Here is a 20342-nt window from a genome sequence, read left to right on the forward strand (position 1 = left end):
TTGAAAGATGAACAATAAAAAAAGCTATATTCCTATAAAAGTCTTAATCAGCTATCTGGTTTTGGCTGCATTGTTTGTTGGTGTAAGCTGGTTTTTATATTCTGAAAACAGAGGTTTTTCTGAGACAGAGAGTAAAGCTGCCAAGGAGAATAATAAGATTTTAAAAGTTAGTAATTTACTTTCGAATATATATAAAACCGAAAGTTTAGCTAGAATAACGATTCAATCGGATTCAGAAAAGGATTTTAAAAATTATATTTCCAAGACAGATTCCTTAAAAGTGGAGATTGATTCTTTAAAACTATTGGTCACTACTCAATATCAGATTACATTATTGGATAGTGTGAAGCTTTTATTATCCAAAAAAACAAATAATATAAAGGAGCTTAAAAGCATAAAAAATAAATCAAATGATGAAGCGGCACTCAAAAAAGCCATTAATGATTTGACAAAAATGGAATCGTCGCTTAGAAAACTCCAGTTGGAAGATTTTATCAGACATCCGGAAGAATTGGGGAATTATCAGCGAAACGTCCTTAAAAAATATGTTGCTTATCTAAACGAAAATATTCCAGATGATAGTACAAATACATTAAGTAAAAAAGAATCGGATTCGATTATAACGGTATCAAAAACCTTACTTAATGCGGTTAAAAATGCAACTTTAAAAAAGAAGTATACATTAAATTTTGAAGAAAATAAGTTGCTTCAAAATGAACTTTTAATTTCAGATCAACTAAGGAAAGTTTTGAGTATTATCGAAACAGAAATCATTAGAAATACAACAAGAAACTATCTGGAAAAAGAAAGGTCATTAAAACGGAATAATCAAATCGTTACTATAGCGGCAATACTTGGATTGTTCTCAACTTTGTTTTTTTTAATTTTAATCCTAAATGATTTTTCTAAAACGCAATCCTATAAAAAGCAACTTGAGGAAGCCAACAGTACAACTAAAAAATTGCTCAGAAATCGTGAACAGCTTATCTCTACAGTAAGCCATGATCTAAAAACACCATTAAATACAATTGTAGGGTATACTGAGCTTTTAGGGAATTCTGAATTGACAAAAAAGCAATTGTATTTTGCAAAAAACATAAAAGGTTCTTCCGAATACATCACAAAGTTGATTCAGGATTTACTTGATTTTACACAAATTGAAGCAGGAAAAATAACGATTGAGAAACTTCCTTTTTCTTTGTATGACGTTATTAACGAAGTAGCGAAAAGTATTCAATCTGTGTATGAACAAAAGCCAATCCATCTTTCGATTGACATTGAGGAGGTTTTTCAAAATAAAATTATAGGAGATCCATTCCGATTACGGCAAATAGTTACGAATATAATAGGCAACGCCTTTAAATTTACCTCCGAAGGATTTATTAGGATTGAAGTAAAGGCCAATATTGAAAACCATTTTATTACAATCAAAATCGAAGATTCTGGAATAGGAATACAAGAAGATAAACAACAATTAATTTTTGAAGAATTTACTCAAGCCAATAAAAATATTGAGAAAATATACGGAGGGACAGGTTTAGGGCTTACAATTTCAAAAAAAATGGTTGAAATTTTAGGTGGTAAATTGAGTTTAAAGAGTGTTTATGGAAAAGGAAGTATTTTTGAAATTCAACTTCCATTGTTGTTTGATTCATCTCCTTCTTCTGCTTCAAAAAATCCTGTAATCGATCATTCCAGTAATAAGCTGACAGCCGTTGTTGTTGATGATGATATTAATTTGCTGAACTTGACGACCGAAATTTTGCACCAGAATAATTTTAAAGTTTTGTCTTTTAGCAATGCTTTGGCTGCACTTGAAGCACTAGAAAACAACCCGTTTGATTTTATAATTACCGATATTCAAATGCCTGAAATAGACGGATTTCTATTTTTGAAAAAATTAAAAGAGTCAACTATAATAAATTTTGACAAAAAACCAGTTATAGCAATGACTGGAAGAACAGATTTGGAAAGGGAAATTTATATAAAAGCAGGATTTGCAGATGTGATACGAAAACCATATTCTCCAAAAATATTGCTGGAAATTATAGATTCAATTTTGAATAATAATGAGTCACACACATCTACTAATCATGCAATAGAGCAAGGAGAGGATTCAACAAAAAAATATTCGTTAACTTCTTTGAAATTATTTTTATCAAATGAAGAGGGAGCTTTGAAAGAGCTTTTGTTACCTTTTATAACATCTACAAAAGAAAATTTAGTAGTATTAGAAGATGGTATTTCTGAAAAAGATATTTTAAAAGTAAGAGAGACTGCTCATAGAATGGGACCAATGTTTAAACAGATTGAAGCTCATGAAATTGTCCAAATCTTAAGTGATTTGGAGCTTAAGGAATCTTCATTTGAGGAATTGGGTGTTAAATTCAAAATTTTGAAGACAGCAATTGTATCGCTTTTTCTGCTTTTAGAAAAAGAACTAAACTAATTGATATCGTACTGTTTTAATTTATTATATAATGTTTTTCTGTTTATTTTGAGCAATTTAGCTGCTTCAGATTTGTTGTTTTTTGCTTGTTCTAAGGCATTCAAAATGGCTTCTTTTTCATTTTCAAACAAAGAAAAATCATTAGCAGTTCTGTTTTCTGCTTGAAAAACTTCAATTGGGAGCGTGTTTTTTTCAATAAAATCACCTTGGGATAATAGGGTGGCTCTCTTAATAACATTTTGGAGTTCTCTTAAATTTCCAGGCCATCTGTAATTTTCAAAAATAGTCACCACTTCTGGGGAAAACCCAATAATGCTTTTATTTAATTGTTGATTTGCTTTGTCAAGAAAGAAATCTGCAAAAATCATTAAATCTTCATTCCTTTCATTCAGAGAAGGTGATTGAATTGAGAATTCATTGATTCTGTGGTATAGGTCTTCACGAAAGGTTCCTTTCTTTACGGCTTCTCTTAAGTCTTCATTCGTTGCAGTAATTATTCGGATATCAACATTGATTTCTTTATTACTTCCTACAGGTTTTATTTTTCTTTCCTGTAAAGCTCTTAAGAGCTGAATTTGGTTTTCATAAGAAAGATTGCCTATCTCATCAAGGAAAAGGGTTCCTTTATTAGCGGCCTCAAAGCAACCAACTTTGTCATTTATAGCTCCAGTAAAAGAACCTTTTATATGACCAAAAAACTCACTGGCAGCCAATTCTTTTGGAATGGCTCCACAATCAACAGCTATGAAATTGTTGTTTTTTCTAGAGCTATTTTTATGAATGCTTTTTGCAATAACTTCTTTTCCCGTTCCGCTTTCGCCAATAATTAAAACGGACATGTCAGTTGGACTTACAAGTTTAATGTATTCTGCTAATTTTTTTGAAGCGGCAGAAATTCCTAAAACAGTTTCTTCATCTGCAGTCTTTGTTTTGTTATTGTTGTTTGGAATGGTTTCATTCGTCAAATTGGCATTAGGAATTTGCAGTGTATTAGCAATAACAAGCAAAACTTCTTCTGGATTAAATGGTTTAGAAATATAATCTGCAGCGCCATTTTTTATGGCTTTTACGGCAGTATTAACATCAGAATAACCAGTCATTAGAATAACCGGAATGGTAGGGTATGAGCTTTTAAATTCAGACATAAGTTGAATTCCATCGTAATTAGGAAGTCTTAAATCTGTAATTATAAGATCAAAATTTTGATTTTTGATTTTAATTTTTGCTTCTTCTGCTGTAAAAGCAGTCGTAACAGAATAAGATTTTTTTACGAGAAAATTTTCCAACATCTTGCAAAAGGAAACATCATCTTCTATCAATAAAATTTTTGACATGGGTATAACTTTATTTGCTAAAGTAAAGTTATTAAAATTAGTTATTCATAATAAACTTATAAAAAAAGAGGAGAGAGATTCAATTAATCTCTCTCCTCTTCAGTCTGAATGATAGATTTCTCCAACTTATTTTTTTGTTAGGTTACCAGTTGCATCTGTGTAAACAGTAGATTTCTGGTCACCAACTTTTATATCAAGTTTGTATTCTTTTTTTTCATTGATATAAGCTTTTTCAATAACCGCTTCAGGGTTAGCAGTTTTTATGGCTAACATTACGGAACTTGGTACTTCTTCTAATTTGATTTCTGTGTATTTTTCTTCAGTTGTTTGTGCTTTAACAATTGTTTTTGTGGCTACAGAAGTTTGTGCAAATGTGGAGAAACTTCCCAAAATGATTGCTGCTGATAAGATTAATTTTTTCATGATAATTGTTTTTTTAAATGATTTAATAGAGTTGTTTGTTTTGTATGATTATTTTTTTATCCAGTTTCCAGAGGCATCGGCATATAGGGCTCCTGCTTTTTCGCCAACTTTGATTTCTAGTTTGTATTCTTTTTTCTCGTTTATATAAGCTTTGTCAATTATAGCAGTTGGATACGCTTTTACTAATGCTTTTTTTACTGTTTCTGGTACTTCTTCAACTTTAATCTCAGTATATTTTTCTTGAATAGTTTGAGTTGTTTGTTCAGCTTTTGCTTGTTCCGTTTTTGGTTGAATAGATTGTTGTGCGAATGTTGATAAACTTCCTAAAAGGATTGCGGCTGATAAGATTAATTTTTTCATAGTAATAGGTTTTTTAATTTTTACATTTTACTTAATGAAATTATTATGCCAACTTATTTAATTTGTTTCTTATTTGTATAGTATGTTGATTTGTAGATGTTTGCAAAAATGTTTGAAATTTTAGATTCACAAAAAGTGTGTATTTTGTAATAGCAATTGGGTAAATTTTACACACTTTTTTCAGATTGCAACAAAAAAAGCCTTACGGTTGTGTAAGACTTTTTGATTTATCGGGACTTAATTGTCTTTTTGTTTACAAATGATTTTAATCTACGACTGTGAAAAGGATTACTTTATCAATTTTTTTGTTCAGCTAAGGGCAAAAAAAATCCCATTCATTCGAATGGGATTTTTTATTTGATTTATTCAGGATCATTCATTTTAAAATCATCCATGAAAGCGGTGGTATAATCACCTAAGATATATTTAGGGTCATCCATTAACTGTCTGTGAAACGGAATGGTTGTTTTTATTCCTTCAATAACAAATTCATCTAATGCTCTTCTCATTTTACTAATAGCTTCTTCACGAGTTTGGGCAGTAGTAATCAATTTTGCAATCATTGAATCGTAATTAGGCGGAATTGTATAACCTGAGTATACGTGTGTGTCTAAACGAACACCATGACCACCTGGCATATGAAGTGTAGTAATTTTTCCTGGAGAAGGTCTAAAGTCGTTAAAAGGATCTTCAGCATTAATACGACATTCTATAGCGTGTAATTGTGGCAAATAGTTACGACCGGAAATTGGCACACCGGCAGCTACTAAGATTTGCTCACGAATTAAGTCGTAATCTACTACTTGTTCAGTAATAGGGTGTTCTACTTGGATACGAGTATTCATTTCCATGAAGTAAAAGTTTCTGTGTTTGTCAACCAAAAACTCAACTGTTCCAGCACCTTCGTATTTTATATATTCTGCAGCTTTTACAGCAGCTTCTCCCATTTTAGAACGCAACTCGTCTGTCATAAATGGCGAAGGAGTTTCTTCGGTCAATTTTTGGTGACGACGTTGAACTGAACAATCTCTTTCTGAAAGGTGGCATGCTTTACCATAAGAATCACCAACGATTTGAATTTCGATATGACGAGGCTCTTCAATTAGTTTCTCTAGGTACATTCCGTCATTTCCAAATGCGGCAGCTGATTCTTGACGAGCTCCTTCCCAAGCTTTTAATAAATCTTCTGGAGCCCAAACAGCACGCATCCCTTTTCCTCCACCTCCAGCAGTTGCTTTTAGCATGACAGGGTATCCGAATTGATTGGCTAATTCAGCGGCTTGTTCAAAAGATTCTAGAATTCCAACTGAACCTGGAACGCAAGGTACACCAGCTTCAATCATAGTTGCTTTCGCAGAAGCTTTGTCTCCCATTCTATCAATCATTTCTGGAGATGCGCCTATGAATTTTATGTTGTGCTCTTGACAAATTTTAGAAAATTTCGCATTTTCAGACAAAAATCCGTATCCAGGATGAATTGCATCTGCATTTGTGATTTCTGCAGCAGCAATAATATTGGACATTTTTAAGTAAGACAAATTACTTGGTGGTGGTCCTATACAAACGGCTTCATCTGCAAATTTTACATGTAAGCTTTCAGCATCTGCAGTAGAATAAACGGCTACAGTTTTGATACCCATTTCCTTGCATGTACGAATAACACGAAGTGCTATTTCCCCTCTATTTGCTATTAGTATTTTTTTAAACATTTTTTTTCAATTAGATAATTAGACAATTAGATAATTAGTTTTTTGATTTGATTTTTAAATCAAATCTGCAATCTAAAATCTGTAATCTAAAATTATGATGGATCTACTAAGAATAAAGGTTGGTCAAATTCTACAGGAGACATATCGTCTACTAATATTTTTACAATTTTACCAGATATTTCAGATTCAATTTCGTTGAATAACTTCATTGCTTCAATAACACAAAGTACATCTCCTTTTGCGATAGAGTTACCTACTTCAACAAATACTGGTTTGTCTGGAGATGGTTTTCTATAAAAAGTACCAATGATTGGAGATTTTATAGTGATATAGCGTGAGCTTTCTGCAGCAGCTGGTGCTTCTGGAGTTGCAGCTGCAACTGGAGCAATTTGTTGAGGAGCTACAGCTTGTGGAAGTGCACCTTGAGCAGGTATGTGTTGTACATAAGTTGTCTCAGTAGTACTTCCTTCTAAAGTAGTTCTGATGGTGATTTTAACATCATCCATTTCTAATTTTACTTCTGCAACACCTGAATTTGCTACAAATTTGATTAGATTTTGAATTTCTTTTAAATCCATAATTATTTTTTTTAGTTTAAATTATTTTTTATCGTAAGCCCATGTTAGGTAAATGGATCCCCAAGTAAAACCACCGCCAAAAGCGGCAAAAATGATAGTATCACCTTTTTTGAATAAATGCTCAAAATCATGTAACACTAAAGGTAAAGTTGCAGATGTAGTATTTCCGTATTTTTCAATATTCATTAATACTTTTTCATCTTCTAAATTCATTCTATGAGCAGTAGCGTCTATAATACGTTTGTTTGCTTGATGAGGGACTAACCAGCTAACATCTTCATTAGTTAAATTGTTTCTTTTCAAAATCAATTCACTTGCATCTGCCATGTTTGTAACTGCATATTTAAAAACGGTTTTACCATCTTGGATGATATTGTGCATATTGTTGTTTACCGTATCTAAAGAAGTAGGAAGAATAGAACCTCCAGCAGGAATTTTCAAGAAATCACGACCTACGCTATCACTGCGTAAATACTCGTCTTGTAAACCGTAACCTTCATAATTAGGTTCGAATAATACAGCACCGGCTCCGTCACCAAAAATAATACAGGTTGAACGATCTTTATAATCTACTATTGAAGACATTTTATCTGCTCCAATAAGTAATACTTTTTTATATCTTCCAGATTGAATATAAGCAGCGGCAGTTGACATTCCGTATAAGAAACTAGAACAAGCGGCTTGTAAATCGTAAGCAAAAGCATTGGTAGCACCTATTTCGGTAGCTACATAAACACCTGTTGCTGCAACTGGCATATCTGCTGTTGCAGTTGCCATGAGTATTAAATCTATTTCTAGGGGGTCAATATTTGCTTTGGATATTAAATCTTGTGCAGCTTTTATAGCTAGAAATGAAGTTCCCTTGTCTGCGTCTTTAAGGATTCTTCTTTCTTTAATTCCTGTGCGTGAAGTTATCCATTCGTCATTAGTGTCGACCATGGTTTCTAGCACTTTATTCGAAAGAACAAAGTCTGGAACATAACCTCCAACTGCGGTAATTGCGGCTGTAATTGTACTCATTGAATGCGATTATTTATTATCAAATGTTGCCATTTGAAAAATTTTTAAAAGACTTTAAAATTACAATAAAAAAAACTAAACTAGCTGTCTTAGTGTTTCTTATTTACGGAAAATTATAAACAACAAAAAAAACTCTCACAAGGTGAGAGTTCCAGTATTATTTAGAAAAATGTATTATGCAAGAGCTACAGATTTATCTATAACAACTTGTCCTCTGTAGTACATTTTACCTTCATGCCAGTAGGCTCTGTGGTATAAATGAGCTTCTCCAGTGATTGGACAAGTAGCGATTTGAGCTACAGTAGCTTTGTAATGAGTTCTTCTTTTATCTCTTCTAGTTTTCGAGGTTTTTCTCTTAGGATGTGCCATTTTACTATATTATTTATCCGTTAATAGTTGCTTTAATTTGTCCCATCGTGGGTCAATATTTTCTTCTTTTTCTTCTTTTTTGTTTTCTTTCTTTTGTTCTTTAATTGTTAGTTCATTCAGTTTTGTCAAAGCTTCTGTTTTTAAACTTCCATCTTTGATTCCTGGATGTACTCGTTTTAGTGGTATAGAAAGCACGATCATTTCATAAATGTACTGTGCAATGTCTATTTCAAATTCACCAAAAGGCAAAATCAATAACTCTTCGTTGTCATTATTGAAAACTTCGCCAAATCGAACAATTAACTTTATGTTTCCTTTTATAGGCATGTCAAAATCTTCACTTGTAAGATCGCATGGGACATTTATCGTACCAACATGTTTAAAACTTAGTTCTAACATGTTACTTCTTTTTTCTAAAACTACATTTACTCTGATGTCTGAATTTTGAAATTCATTATAATCAAAGATTTCAAAGAACGCGTTATTTATTTGATACTCAAATTTATGTTTGCCTAGCTTCAATCCTACGAAAGGAATTACATATTCTTTTGTCTTGCTCATTTCAACAACAATTTGCCCTAAACTTCGGGAGTGCAAAGATATAAAATAAATGTAAATCTAATAATGTTATTCACGTTTTTTTGTTTATAACTGTTTTTCTTTTGTTTTTAGGGGTTTTTGGCTTATTTCTGCGTATTGATTTCTTGAGTTATAAACATCAATTGCAAGATAAACCGCCTCTTTGAAAGAATTATAGTCGGCTATGTTTTTTCCAGCGATATCATAAGCGGTTCCATGATCAGGTGAAGTTCTGATTTTATTTAGACCAGCAGTATAATTTACCCCATTGCCAAACGAAAGTGTTTTGAATGGTATTAATCCTTGATCGTGATAGGTTGCTACAATGGCATCGTATTTTTCATATTGATTGCTTCCAAAAAAGCCATCTGCGGCGAAAGGGCCAAAAACTAAAGTTCCTTTATCGAACATTTTTTTTAATGCAGGCTTTAAAATTACGTCATCTTCTGTGCCAATTACTCCTCCATCGCCACAATGAGGATTTAAGCCCAGAACTGCAATTTTAGGTTTGTTGATACTGAAATCCTGAATCAGACATTGTTTTATGGTTTCAATTTTTTTGAAAATTAGTTCTTCTGTCAGATGTGATGCTACTTCATTAAGGGGAATGTGATCTGTTAATAATCCAACTCTTAAATTGTCATTTACCATTAGCATCAAAGCATCGCCTTCTAATTCTTGGTTTAAATAATCTGTATGACCTGGAAATTTGAAAGTGTCAGATTGAATATTGTATTTATTTATCGGAGCAGTTACTAATACATCAATAGTATTTTCTTTTAAAGCTTTGGTTGCTGCAACAAAGGATTTTATAGCGTATTGGCCTACTTTGTCATCGTTGGTTCCAAGGTTTAAATCGATTCCTTCCTTCCATAAATTAAATACATTGACTTTTCCAATTACAATTTGGTCTAATTTATCTATGCCGTGAAGTGGTACTGTGGACTCGAGATTTTTTCTAATAAAAGATAGTATTTTTACATTGGCAAAAATAACGGGGGTGCAAAGTTCCAGCATTCGAGAATCCTCAAATGTTTTAAGGACGACCTCGCTTCCAATACCGTTTAAATCTCCTATTGAAATTCCAACGATTATATTTTCTGCTTTTTTCATAATGCTCTCTAGTTATTTATTGCTAATTTTGAACTGCAAATTTAGTAAAATAAAACAAGAAATGTTTACAGGAATTATAGAAACCCTAGGGGTTGTTCAAGAGGTTAAAAAAGAACAAGATAATATTCATATTACTATAGATTCTTCTATCACTGGAGAGTTGAAAATTGACCAAAGTGTGGCTCATAATGGGGTGTGTTTAACAGTTGTTGCTATTGCGGATCATTGTTATACGGTAACGGCAATAGGTGAGACGATTAAAAAGACGAACCTTGGGTATTGGCAAGTTGGGGATAGTGTAAATCTGGAAAGAGCAATGAAGTTGGGTGATCGTTTAGATGGTCATATTGTGCAGGGACATGTAGATCAAATAGGTACTTGTGTGGCTGTTGAGGAAACTAATGGGAGTTGGGCTTATACTTTTGAGTATGATCCGTCATTACAGAATATTACTATCGAAAAGGGGTCAATTACTGTTAATGGCGTGAGCTTGACAGTGGTGGATTCTGGAAAAAATGAATTTAGTGTAGCAATAATTCCATATACTCATGAATATACCAATTTTAAGAATTTTGTGGTTGGCACAAAAGTTAATCTAGAGTTTGATGTTATTGGGAAATACGTTTCCAGATTGTATAGTAATAAATAATTTCATTTTAAGAAACTACAAAAAAGTAAAACGTCAATTGTATTTATATTGACGTTTTACTTTTTTGTAAATGTTTATAAATTGAATATATGCCAAATAATGAGGCTGTAAGTGTTAAAATTGCAAGGTTTTCATCAATAGGTAATGGAGGAGGGTCACCAATTCCGTTAGGTCCATTAGGGGCTGGTGGAGCAGGCGCAGCAAATCCGCTAATGCTCAAAAGCAAAAGGAATGCCGTAGTAAAGGTCTTGTTTAAGAAAGTCTTCATGTTTTTATAATAATGATAAATCAATTTTATTAAATAATAACAGAATCTTTTTACTTAAAAACTCCTAACATTATAAAATCAATGCCGCGAAGTTATAGATATATATTTTGAAGGGCAAATGATAATTGCCTAAAATGCTTATTTTAACGATAAAATTTATCTTTTTAAGTTGTAATTAATCTAATCCCTACAAAAACAGCAAGATAGATTTGGCTTATAATGTCTAGCGAAATGAAGCAACTAAGTTACTGCTTTTTTTTAAAACAAAATACAGATTATGGTGTGTTCTAATCAGGATTACGATGAATTGTATGTTTTTTTGGTTTAAGTGTATAAGTGATGGATTTGTCTTGGTTGTAACAAAAAATAAACCCCTCAATATCAGTTGATATGAGGGGTCTTTTGTGGTCCCACCTGGGCTCGAACCAGGGACCACCTGATTATGAGTCAGGTGCTCTAACCAACTGAGCTATAGGACCGGTTAAGAGTTTGCAATATTACTACAAATTTTTTATTGCTACAAGTATTTTTACAGTAGATTTTTAAGTAGTTTAGAGATTGGAGTTAAACTATTCTGAAAATGACTGATTATGAATTGACTAAATTTTTAATTTTCTTTATTTTATTTCCTGACACAATTCAATTAATACACCATTAGTGCCTTTTGGGTGTAAAAAAGCGACTAATTTGTTGTCGGCTCCTTTTTTTGGGGTTTCATTTAGGATAGTAAAACCTTCTGATTTGAGGCGCTCAATTTCGGAAAGGATGTCTTCTACATCAAAAGCGATGTGGTGAATTCCTTCTCCTTTTTTTTCTAGGAACTTAGCTATTGGACTTTCGGGATTGGTGGCTTCGAGTAGTTCTATTTTATTAGGACCGTTCATGAAGAAAGATGTTTTTACACCTTCGCTGACAACTTCTTCTTGTTTGTAGGCTGGTGCGCCAAAGAGTTTTTCGAATAGCAAATTGGATACTTCAAGGTTTTTGACAGCGATGCCAATGTGTTCTATTTTTCTCATTGTGTGATATTTTGTGTTTTTATTTTTTAAATATTTTCAAAAAAGAGCTACTGTTTCTCTTTAGCCCTGATGGAAGTGGCATCTCCCGATTTAGAAAAACAAGGCTTTTGCCGTAGTTTTTGTTAATTGGGAATATAGCGGACAGCAGGAACTTTGTCTCCTGAAAAATGCCTGACATTTTGCTCCTAAATCATAAAACAAATATAAAAAACTTTATGAGTTTATGACTTTGTAAGGTGGTCTCTCAAAAAAATAGTATTTTTGCACTATGGAAACAAATAGACAGAAAAAAATAGGCGGGGTTATCCAAAAAGATTTGGTTGACATTTTGCAAGGTGAAGTGAGAAAAAATGGAATTACGAATTTGATAATTTCAGTATCCAAAGTTACGGTGACTACAGATTTGTCTGTAGCAACTGTGTATTTAAGTATTTTTCCTCAGGAAAAAGCAAAGGAAACGTTGCAAGCAATTAAGACCAATTCGACTTTGATTAAGCATGATTTATCGCAAAGAGTACGTTTGCAATTGCGTAGAGTGCCAAATTTGGTTTTCTTTATTGATGATTCTTTAGATTATATCGAGAAGATTGACAATGCTTTGGCAAATAAAGAAAATCCAATTGAGAATAGAGATCTTTTGGAAAAACGCAGACATTCATAGATTTGAATTTTCCTCTTTACATAGCCAAACGATATATTTTTAGCAAAAGTAAAAATAATGCTATCAATATTATTAATCGTATTGCCAGTATGGGGATTATTGTGGGAGCAATGGCATTGTTTGTCGTGCTCTCAGTTTTTACGGGGTTGAAGGAATTTAGTCTTTCGTTTACGAATGATATTGATCCCGATCTTAAAGTAACCAGTACACTTGGAAAATCTTTTTTTATTGTACCAAAACAGGAAGAAGAGATTAAGAAAATTGAAGGTGTAGCATCCTATTCGAAGATTGTTGAGGAAAGGGTGTTGTTTACTTTTAATGGAAAACAAGAAGTTACTTATCTAAAAGGTGTTGATTCTACTTTTAGCACTGTTAGTGATTTTAATAAAAAATTATACAACGGGCAATGGCTGAAACCAAACACGTATCAAGTGGTAGTGGGATATGGTATTGCTCAAAAGTTCTCAATGGGCTTGCTAGACTATAACAATGCTTTTGAAGTTTTTGCTCCTAAACCAGGAAAGGGTGCTATTGAAAATCCAGCTCAAGCGTTTAATTCGACCGATGTTTTTCCGGTTGGGATTTATGCGATTAGTGAGGATTTAGACTCTAAATATGTTTTTGCAGATTTGGGTTTAGCACAGGAATTATTAGAATATAAAACTAATCAGGTTTCTGGTCTTGAAATTAAATTAAAAAAAGGAGCTGATGAAAGTGCTGTTATTGGTAAATTGAAGTCTATTTTTGAAAATAAAATTACCATAAAAAATAAAGAGCAACTGAATGAGGCTTTATATAAAATGTTGAATACAGAGAATATAGCGGTGTATTTGATATTTACTTTGGTGATTATTGTGGCTCTTTTTAATTTGATTGGGGCGCTTATTATGATGATTTTGGATAAGAAAGGAAACCTCAAAACACTTTTTAATCTAGGAACTGCCATCAAAGATTTGCGTAATATATTTTTGCTGCAAGGTACTTTGTTGAGTGTCTTTGGAGGGATTATAGGATTGTTATTAGGAATTGTTTTTGTGTTATTGCAACAACAATATCAATTGATTATGATAACGCCTACACTGGCTTATCCGGTGGTTTTTACCCTCGAAAATGTAGGGATTGTTATGGCAACGATTGTTACACTTGGGTTTATTGCTTCGCTAATTGCTAGTAGCCGTGTGAGCAAGAAGTTGTTGGATTAGAACTGCGTTACAAGAAATGGAGATGCACTACTGTGCGTCTTTATACAACCTCATAATCTGCATAGGCTTCTTTTATCTCATCTAAATGAGCAAATAATTCTTCCGGACGGTCTAGGGTAACTAATTTTTGTCTGAATGTTTTAAAAGAATGAATTCCTTTGAAATAATTGGTATAGTGAGGTCTCGTTTCTACAATTCCGAGTCTTTCTCCTTTCCATTCCATAGCCCAAGTGAGGTGATTTCTCACTGCTTCGACTCTATCTGCAACGGTTGGTTTTGCTAAATGTTCCCCTGTCTTAAAGTAATGTTTAATTTCGTTAAAAATCCATGGGTAACCAATGGCAGCGCGACCTATCATAATTCCGTTGATACCATATTCATTTTTATAATGCAATGCTTTTTCAGGAGAATCAATATCTCCATTTCCAAAAATAGGCATTGTGATTCTAGGGTTGTTTTTGACACGGGCAATATGAGACCAGTCAGAATGGCCTTTGTACATTTGGGCGCGGGTTCTAGCGTGAATACTCAAAGCAGCAACACCAATATCTTGTAAACGCTCGGCTACTTCGTCTATATTTATGGAGTTGTCGTCCCAACCCAAACGTGTTTTTACAGTAACTGGTAAGTGTGTACTATCAATAACGGCTTTGGTTAAACGAACCATTAAATCTACATCTTTAAGAACTCCGGCACCAGCACCTTTGCAAACGACTTTTTTAACTGGGCAACCAAAATTGATGTCTATTAAATCAGGATTTACAGTAGACACTATTTTAGATGATAAAGCCATTGCTTCTTCGTCTCCTCCAAAAATTTGGATTCCTACAGGTCTTTCGTAATCGAAGATGTCTAATTTCATTCGACTTTTGATGGCGTCACGAATCAACCCTTCTGAGGAAATAAATTCAGAGTACATTAAGTCGGCACCATGTGCTTTACACAAACGGCGAAACGGAGGGTCGCTCACATCTTCCATAGGTGCTAACAGTAGGGGGAATTCGGGTAATATAATGTTGCCAATCTTAATCATCGTCCTTAAATTTTTTGCAAAATTACATTTTTTCAATGAAAGGATAAAAGACTTAATGATAATAGATAGGTAAGAGGGTGATTTTGAATACTATTTGAGTCAAATGGAGGGAATATGTATTACAATTTGGAAAGACTTTAGTCAAATGCTTGAGTTTCCTATTTTGAAACTTTGAAACTGCTGAATTTAGATTATATTTGCAGATTAATTGTCACTTTAAGGCGTTTGCGTGAGATTTGCTTCGCCAATTCGCTATCGATAGGGTGAGATTAAGAGGAGAACAGCCAGTGACTGTTCGGAATAACATAGATATCATTACACATGAAACATATTAGAAATTTTTGCATTATTGCACATATTGACCACGGGAAAAGTACATTGGCTGACCGATTATTGGGTGCAACTCAAACCGTAACAGCTCGTGAAGAAAAAGCGCAATTGCTTGACAATATGGACTTGGAGCGTGAACGTGGTATCACGATCAAGAGTCACGCCATACAAATGGAATATAAGTATAAGGGAGAAGAATACATCTTAAACCTAATCGATACTCCGGGTCACGTGGATTTCTCCTATGAGGTTTCTCGTTCTATTGCCGCTTGCGAAGGAGCGTTATTGATTGTTGATGCTGCACAGAGTATTCAGGCGCAAACAATTTCTAACTTGTATTTGGCTTTGGAGAATGATTTGGAAATTATTCCTGTTTTGAACAAAGTAGATCTACCAAGTGCTAATCCAGAAGAAGTAAGTGATGATATTATTGATTTACTGGGATGTAAATTAGAAGATATTATACATGCTTCAGGTAAAACTGGTTTTGGTGTAGAAAATATATTGGCTGCGATTATCGAAAAAATTCCAGCTCCAAAAGGGAACAAAGAAGAACCTTTACAAGCTTTGATTTTTGACTCTCATTATAACCCGTTTCGTGGAATCGAAGTTATTTTTAGAGTTATGAATGGGGAGATAAAGAAAGGGCAAAAAATAAAATTCATGGCTACTGGCAATGAATATTTTGCCGATGAAGTGGGAACATTGAAATTGAATCAAGTTCCTAAAAATGTAATTTCGACAGGAGATGTTGGGTATTTGATTTCTGGAATTAAAGAAGCCAAAGAAGTAAAAGTAGGGGATACGATTACCGATGCCAAAACGCCTACAACTAATATGATTACTGGTTTTGAAGATGTAAAACCAATGGTATTTGCAGGGATTTATCCTGTAGATACAGAGGATTATGAGGATTTGCGTTCTTCTATGGAAAAACTGCAATTGAATGATGCTTCTTTGGTATTTGCTGCTGAGAGTTCAGCTGCTTTAGGGTTTGGTTTCCGTTGTGGATTCTTGGGAATGTTGCACATGGAGATTATCCAGGAGCGATTGGAGCGTGAGTTTGACATGACAGTAATCACGACGGTTCCTAACGTTTCGTATTTGGCTTACACCAAAAAAGAACCGGAAACAGCTATAGTGGTTAACAATCCATCTGATTTACCGGAACCATCAAAATTAGATAGAGTTGAAGAGCCTTTCATTAAAGCAACAATAATCACGAAAGCTGACTTTGTTGGGAACGTTATGAGTTTGTGTATTGAAAAACGCGGATTGATTACCAACCAAACATATTTGACAACTGAGCGTGTAGAATTGAATTTTGATATGCCATTAGCTGAAATTGTATTCGATTTTTATGATAGATTGAAAACGGTTTCTAAAGGATATGCTTCCTTTGATTATTCTCCGATTGGAATGCGTACCTCAAAATTAGTAAAACTGGATGTGTTATTGAATGCGCAATCTGTTGATGCACTTTCAGCTTTGATTCATGAGGATAATGCGTATAACATCGGAAAGAAAATGTGCGAGAAATTACGTGAGTTGATTCCGAGACAGCAATTTGACATTCCGATTCAGGCGGCGATTGGTGCTAAAATTATTGCCCGTGAAACGATAAAAGCCTTACGTAAAGACGTTACTGCCAAATGTTATGGAGGAGATATTTCCCGTAAACGTAAATTATTGGAAAAACAGAAAAAAGGTAAAAAACGTATGCGTCAAGTAGGAAACGTAGAAATCCCACAAGAAGCGTTTATGGCGGTTCTTAAATTGAACGATTAAAAGATTTTAAGATTAAATAATTCAAAACCTGATGACGAAAGTTGTCAGGTTTTTTTGTTTGAATTGTAATCTAAATACTTTTCTAAAACAGTATCTTTGACAGAAAAGGTTACTATTATGCTTGATGAAGCCCCAAAGCGGTTTGACCGAATCGTAGCAATTCTCATCCAATTGCAATCCAAAAAAATAGTAAAAGCTCAAGAATTGGCAGATCGTTTTGAAGTCAGTTTAAGAACAATCTATAGAGATATTAGAACGTTAGAAGCTTCTGGAGTGCCAATTTATAGTGAAGCAGGAGTTGGTTATGCCTTAATGGATGGCTACAGATTGCCGCCTGTAATGTTTACTCGAGAAGAAGCCAGTAGTTTTATTGCTGCAGAAAAATTAATGCAGAAATTTACCGATACAACTCTTGGGAATTATTATGCCTCGGCTATGTACAAATTAAAAGCCGTGCTTAGAAGCGATGATAAAGACTGGGTTTCAAATATTGAGTCTAGTGTTGTAATGCAATCATCGGAGAAGCTTTTTAATGAGAAATCCCCAAATACTTTAGCCACTCTTTTTGAAAGCATTGCCGAAAAAGCACAAGTCATTCTTTCGTATGAGGCTTTTGATTCAAATGGAATTACTGTGCGGCATATAGAGCCTGTTGGTGTTTTTCACGATCATAACAATTGGTATATGTTGGGTTATTGTCATTTGCGTAAAGATTATAGACAATTCCGTGCAGATCGTGTTCACGGAATCAAAAAAACAGAAATTCCTTTTTCATTAGAACATAACTCATTAGAAACTTTTTTGGATAAAAATAAAAATGTTTCAACTACCAAAGTCCGTATTCTCGTAGATAAAAAAATAGCACAATATCTAAAGCACGAGAGAAAATATCATGGTTTTGTTTCTGAAAAAGAAATAGAAGATAAAATCGAAATGACTTTTATGTCACAAGATATTAAAGAAGGTTTTTCGCGTTGGTATTTGACGTTTGGAGATTATGCCACAATACAGGAACCAGAAAGATTAAAAGAAAGAATTCTAGAATTGTTGGAAATAAACAAAAGCAGAGTTCTTTAAAAAAAACAATCCTAAAAATGATTTTAGTCATTCTCAGGATTGTTTAATTTTTTGAAAATAGTAGAATTAATAAATTTGCCTATTTAGGTGCATTCACTACGTTATAAAAATTGTAGTCAGTATTTGTTGCATCAGTAATACCAAAGTTTCGCCCAATAGTAACTATTTGTCCTCTATGATAGGTTCCGTGGTTTATGACTTGTAATAGGTAATCGTATTTTGGCAATTCACATTGAAACCAAGGGTTATCAATTTTAATTTTTTTTGCCAATTCTTCTTCAGATAATGATTTAATAAGTGTCGCCAAATGAGTTGATCTGTTTAATAATCCCTTCAGTATTTCCTCCGTTACTAATTCGACGTTATCTCTTTTGTCAAATTCTGAGGTTTCGGCTATTATAGAAAACCAATATTCTTCGGTAGCCCAAATGTGATTAAGTGTTTTAATAATGCTAGAATAACTTGAAGGAAGTTCTTTATGAAGCAATTCATCAGATTTTGTAGAAAGCCAGTTGGCAAATTGTTGATTGGCCCATAGATTGTAGTCAGCATAATTAGTCATTAATTTTTTTAGGCTCATGATTTTTTTTATTTGATTGATAATTGAAAATTGATTGTTTTAACGTTTTTGTTTTTTTAGAGTACTACTTACTCTCTTTCCCAGAAAAAAGGAGGTTCAATACCTAATGCTCGCAAATATACGTAACCTTGTCCTCTATGATGTACTTCATTATCAATAAAGTATAAAATATTGTGAATGATTGGAAATTCATATTGCCCAAAAAGGTTAAAGGTCTCACCAAAATCTTCGATAGCTAGTTTTTGCCAGTTTTCATTGATTTCTTCTGTGGCTTTATCCCATCTTTCAAGATATTGGGATTTGGTAGTTAATTCTTCTGTATCTTTTTCGCTAAAAGGTTGACTGTCTCGATTAACAATTCCTTTCAAGGCTGGTGAAGCAATTGATAAAAGTTCATTTGTCAGTTTCGAAAAAGGACGCAATCCAGCGATTGAAAATTCAAAAAAATCTTTTTCTGGAAAAGCTTCAATGACACGACGTGTTAATGCACGATGTCCTTGCCAATGTTTTAATAGATCTTCTGGAGTAATAACTTGAGCAGCTAATGTTTTCATAATTTTAAAGTTTTGTTTTTTTACTTCTCCAAAATTAAATAGGGCTGGTGACAACAGTTTGTCAGTAGTAATTTTATTTTATAATTTTTTTGAAGTTTTTAATCTATTTAGGGGTGAAATCAGTAAAAGTCCCCGTGATTCAAGGCGGATATTTCTTTGTATATTTGCAATCTCAAAACAAAGAAAAAAATGATCGAAGATAAAAATCCGCAACGAACCAGTATAGCGCAACTAGGTGAATTTGGTTTAATAGACCATTTAACAAAGAACTTCAAAATCAATCAGCTTTCTACGCTAAAAGGAATTGGGGATGATGCAGCCATATTAGATTTCAAGGAAAAGAAAGTTGTTGTTTCTACAGATTTGTTGATTGAAGGTGTGCATTTTGATTTGGCTTATGTGCCCTTGAAACATTTGGGATATAAAGCTGTTGTGGTGAATGTATCTGATATTTGCGCCATGAATGCTAAAGCAACTCAAATTACAGTTTCTATAGCGGTATCCAATCGTTTTCCATTAGAAGCATTAGAAGAGCTGTATGAAGGGATTGCCCACGCAGCCCAAGAGTATAAAGTAGATCTAATAGGTGGTGATACAACTTCTTCTCAAAAAGGATTGATCATTAGTATCACAGCTATTGGGGAAGCTGATGAAAATGAAATTGTCTATAGAAATGGCGCAAAACAAACCGATTTATTGGTAGTTACTGGTGATATCGGAGCTGCATATATGGGATTGCAAGTATTAGAAAGAGAAAAACAGGTTTTTCAAGTGAATCCTAATTCACAACCTGATTTAGATGCTTATACATATTTGATTGAGCGACAACTAAAGCCAGAAGCGCGTAAAGATGTACGTACCTTGTTGCATGCTTTAGAAATAAAACCTACATCTATGATTGATATTTCAGATGGATTGTCTTCTGAGATTATGCATTTATGTAAACAATCTGGGGTAGGTTGTAATTTATATGAAGATAAATTACCAATAGACCCTCAATTTATAAATGTTTGCGAAGAATTTAATATTGATAGTACAACAGTAGCCATCAATGGAGGTGAGGATTATGAATTGCTTTTTACCATTGCGATAGAGGATTTTGATAAGATAAAAGGGAATCCAAATTTCAGTATTATTGGTCACATGACTCAAGAAAGTGAAGGAGTACATTTAATTACTCGAGCCAATACCAAAATTGCTTTAAAAGCGAGAGGTTGGGATGCTATACGTGAATAGATACTTTGAAA

General features: G+C 33.4%; 21 protein-coding genes and 1 tRNA gene. 7 read left to right on the forward strand and 15 right to left on the reverse strand.

The features are described from left to right. The first annotated feature begins 7 nt into the window (after nucleotides 1-7). A complete protein-coding gene (locus OZP08_RS04610) occupies nucleotides 8-2449 on the forward strand; it encodes an ATP-binding response regulator (RefSeq protein WP_281323122.1) in 2442 nt (813 codons plus the stop codon). Here OZP08_RS04610 and OZP08_RS04615 read toward each other — a convergent pair. From OZP08_RS04615 to pdxA, 9 genes are all read right to left on the reverse strand, one after another. After that, nucleotides 2446-3783 (reverse strand): sigma-54-dependent transcriptional regulator, encoded by a 1338-nt coding sequence (locus tag OZP08_RS04615; RefSeq protein ID WP_281323123.1) that lies wholly within the window; start codon nucleotides 3781-3783, stop codon nucleotides 2446-2448. The genes OZP08_RS04610 and OZP08_RS04615 overlap by 4 nt on opposite strands. Nucleotides 3784-3909: 126 nt before the next feature. Next, nucleotides 3910-4206 carry a hypothetical protein gene (locus OZP08_RS04620; protein ID WP_281323124.1) on the reverse strand — a complete coding sequence of 99 codons (297 nt, stop codon included), beginning with the start codon at nucleotides 4204-4206 and terminating at the stop codon, nucleotides 3910-3912. 48 nt (nucleotides 4207-4254) lie between these two features. Next, nucleotides 4255-4566, reverse strand: coding sequence for a hypothetical protein (locus OZP08_RS04625; RefSeq protein WP_268848553.1), 312 nt, complete (start codon nucleotides 4564-4566; stop codon nucleotides 4255-4257). Between the two features lie 362 nt (nucleotides 4567-4928). Further along, on the reverse strand, nucleotides 4929-6275 hold the full coding sequence (gene accC / locus OZP08_RS04630) for an acetyl-CoA carboxylase biotin carboxylase subunit (RefSeq protein ID WP_281323125.1): 1347 nt from the start codon (nucleotides 6273-6275) through the stop codon (nucleotides 4929-4931). A gap of 92 nt (nucleotides 6276-6367) precedes the next feature. Continuing rightward, nucleotides 6368-6853: an acetyl-CoA carboxylase biotin carboxyl carrier protein gene (gene accB / locus OZP08_RS04635; protein ID WP_268848554.1), complete on the reverse strand. Its 486-nt coding sequence runs from the start codon at nucleotides 6851-6853 to the stop codon at nucleotides 6368-6370. Nucleotides 6854-6874: 21 nt separating this feature from the next. Beyond that, nucleotides 6875-7873 carry a beta-ketoacyl-ACP synthase III gene (locus OZP08_RS04640; protein ID WP_268848555.1) on the reverse strand — a complete coding sequence of 333 codons (999 nt, stop codon included), beginning with the start codon at nucleotides 7871-7873 and terminating at the stop codon, nucleotides 6875-6877. A gap of 174 nt (nucleotides 7874-8047) precedes the next feature. Further along, nucleotides 8048-8242, reverse strand: coding sequence for a 50S ribosomal protein L32 (gene rpmF, locus OZP08_RS04645; RefSeq protein WP_268848556.1), 195 nt, complete (start codon nucleotides 8240-8242; stop codon nucleotides 8048-8050). A gap of 9 nt (nucleotides 8243-8251) precedes the next feature. Then, the gene (locus OZP08_RS04650; RefSeq protein WP_281323126.1) at nucleotides 8252-8803 is read right to left on the reverse strand and encodes a YceD family protein; all 552 of its coding nucleotides are present in this window, start codon (nucleotides 8801-8803) and stop codon (nucleotides 8252-8254) included. An 84-nt stretch (nucleotides 8804-8887) separates the two neighbouring features. After that, nucleotides 8888-9937 carry a 4-hydroxythreonine-4-phosphate dehydrogenase PdxA gene (gene pdxA, locus OZP08_RS04655; protein WP_281323596.1) on the reverse strand — a complete coding sequence of 350 codons (1050 nt, stop codon included), beginning with the start codon at nucleotides 9935-9937 and terminating at the stop codon, nucleotides 8888-8890. A 58-nt stretch (nucleotides 9938-9995) separates the two neighbouring features. Here pdxA and OZP08_RS04660 point away from each other — a divergent pair, with 58 nt between their 5' ends. Beyond that, entirely contained in the window at nucleotides 9996-10583 is a 588-nt protein-coding gene (locus OZP08_RS04660; protein WP_268848557.1) for a riboflavin synthase, read from the forward strand. 43 nt (nucleotides 10584-10626) lie between these two features. Here the strand turns inward: OZP08_RS04660 and OZP08_RS04665 are convergent, their stop codons facing one another. The 3 genes from OZP08_RS04665 to mce all read right to left on the reverse strand — a co-directional run bounded on the left by OZP08_RS04665 (nucleotide 10627) and on the right by mce (nucleotide 11870). Beyond that, nucleotides 10627-10851 carry a hypothetical protein gene (locus OZP08_RS04665; RefSeq protein WP_281323127.1) on the reverse strand — a complete coding sequence of 75 codons (225 nt, stop codon included), beginning with the start codon at nucleotides 10849-10851 and terminating at the stop codon, nucleotides 10627-10629. Nucleotides 10852-11256: 405 nt separating this feature from the next. Next, nucleotides 11257-11330: transfer RNA gene (locus tag OZP08_RS04670), tRNA-Ile, on the reverse strand. Nucleotides 11331-11468: 138 nt separating this feature from the next. After that, nucleotides 11469-11870, reverse strand: a complete 402-nt coding sequence (gene mce / locus OZP08_RS04675) for a methylmalonyl-CoA epimerase (RefSeq protein WP_281323128.1) — start codon at nucleotides 11868-11870, stop codon at nucleotides 11469-11471. Between the two features lie 268 nt (nucleotides 11871-12138). Between mce and rbfA the strand changes: the two genes are divergently transcribed. Both rbfA and OZP08_RS04685 read left to right on the forward strand, forming a co-directional pair. After that, nucleotides 12139-12531: a 30S ribosome-binding factor RbfA gene (gene rbfA / locus OZP08_RS04680; RefSeq protein WP_268848559.1), complete on the forward strand. Its 393-nt coding sequence runs from the start codon at nucleotides 12139-12141 to the stop codon at nucleotides 12529-12531. A gap of 2 nt (nucleotides 12532-12533) precedes the next feature. Then, nucleotides 12534-13733: an ABC transporter permease gene (locus tag OZP08_RS04685; protein ID WP_281323129.1), complete on the forward strand. Its 1200-nt coding sequence runs from the start codon at nucleotides 12534-12536 to the stop codon at nucleotides 13731-13733. A gap of 40 nt (nucleotides 13734-13773) precedes the next feature. Here the strand turns inward: OZP08_RS04685 and dusB are convergent, their stop codons facing one another. Next, a complete protein-coding gene (dusB, locus tag OZP08_RS04690; protein WP_268848560.1) occupies nucleotides 13774-14766 on the reverse strand; it encodes a tRNA dihydrouridine synthase DusB in 993 nt (330 codons plus the stop codon). Nucleotides 14767-15087: 321 nt separating this feature from the next. On the opposite strand from dusB, the gene lepA reads away from it, so the two are divergent. Further along, nucleotides 15088-16884 carry a translation elongation factor 4 gene (gene lepA, locus OZP08_RS04695; protein ID WP_281323130.1) on the forward strand — a complete coding sequence of 599 codons (1797 nt, stop codon included), beginning with the start codon at nucleotides 15088-15090 and terminating at the stop codon, nucleotides 16882-16884. Nucleotides 16885-17001: 117 nt separating this feature from the next. Continuing rightward, complete coding sequence (locus OZP08_RS04700) at nucleotides 17002-17961, forward strand: helix-turn-helix transcriptional regulator (protein WP_268849440.1); 960 nt, start codon at nucleotides 17002-17004, stop codon at nucleotides 17959-17961. A gap of 79 nt (nucleotides 17962-18040) precedes the next feature. Here OZP08_RS04700 and OZP08_RS04705 read toward each other — a convergent pair whose 3' ends face one another. Both OZP08_RS04705 and OZP08_RS04710 read right to left on the reverse strand, forming a co-directional pair. Beyond that, nucleotides 18041-18541 (reverse strand): DinB family protein, encoded by a 501-nt coding sequence (locus OZP08_RS04705; RefSeq protein ID WP_281323131.1) that lies wholly within the window; start codon nucleotides 18539-18541, stop codon nucleotides 18041-18043. A 68-nt stretch (nucleotides 18542-18609) separates the two neighbouring features. Then, nucleotides 18610-19095 (reverse strand): DinB family protein, encoded by a 486-nt coding sequence (locus OZP08_RS04710; protein ID WP_268848561.1) that lies wholly within the window; start codon nucleotides 19093-19095, stop codon nucleotides 18610-18612. Nucleotides 19096-19284: 189 nt separating this feature from the next. On the opposite strand from OZP08_RS04710, the gene thiL reads away from it, so the two are divergent. Then, nucleotides 19285-20331 (forward strand): thiamine-phosphate kinase, encoded by a 1047-nt coding sequence (gene thiL / locus OZP08_RS04715; protein ID WP_268848562.1) that lies wholly within the window; start codon nucleotides 19285-19287, stop codon nucleotides 20329-20331. Nucleotides 20332-20342: the final 11 nt, after the last annotated feature.

The organism is Flavobacterium aestivum, assembly GCF_026870175.2.
GTDB lineage: Bacteria > Bacteroidota > Bacteroidia > Flavobacteriales > Flavobacteriaceae > Flavobacterium > Flavobacterium aestivum.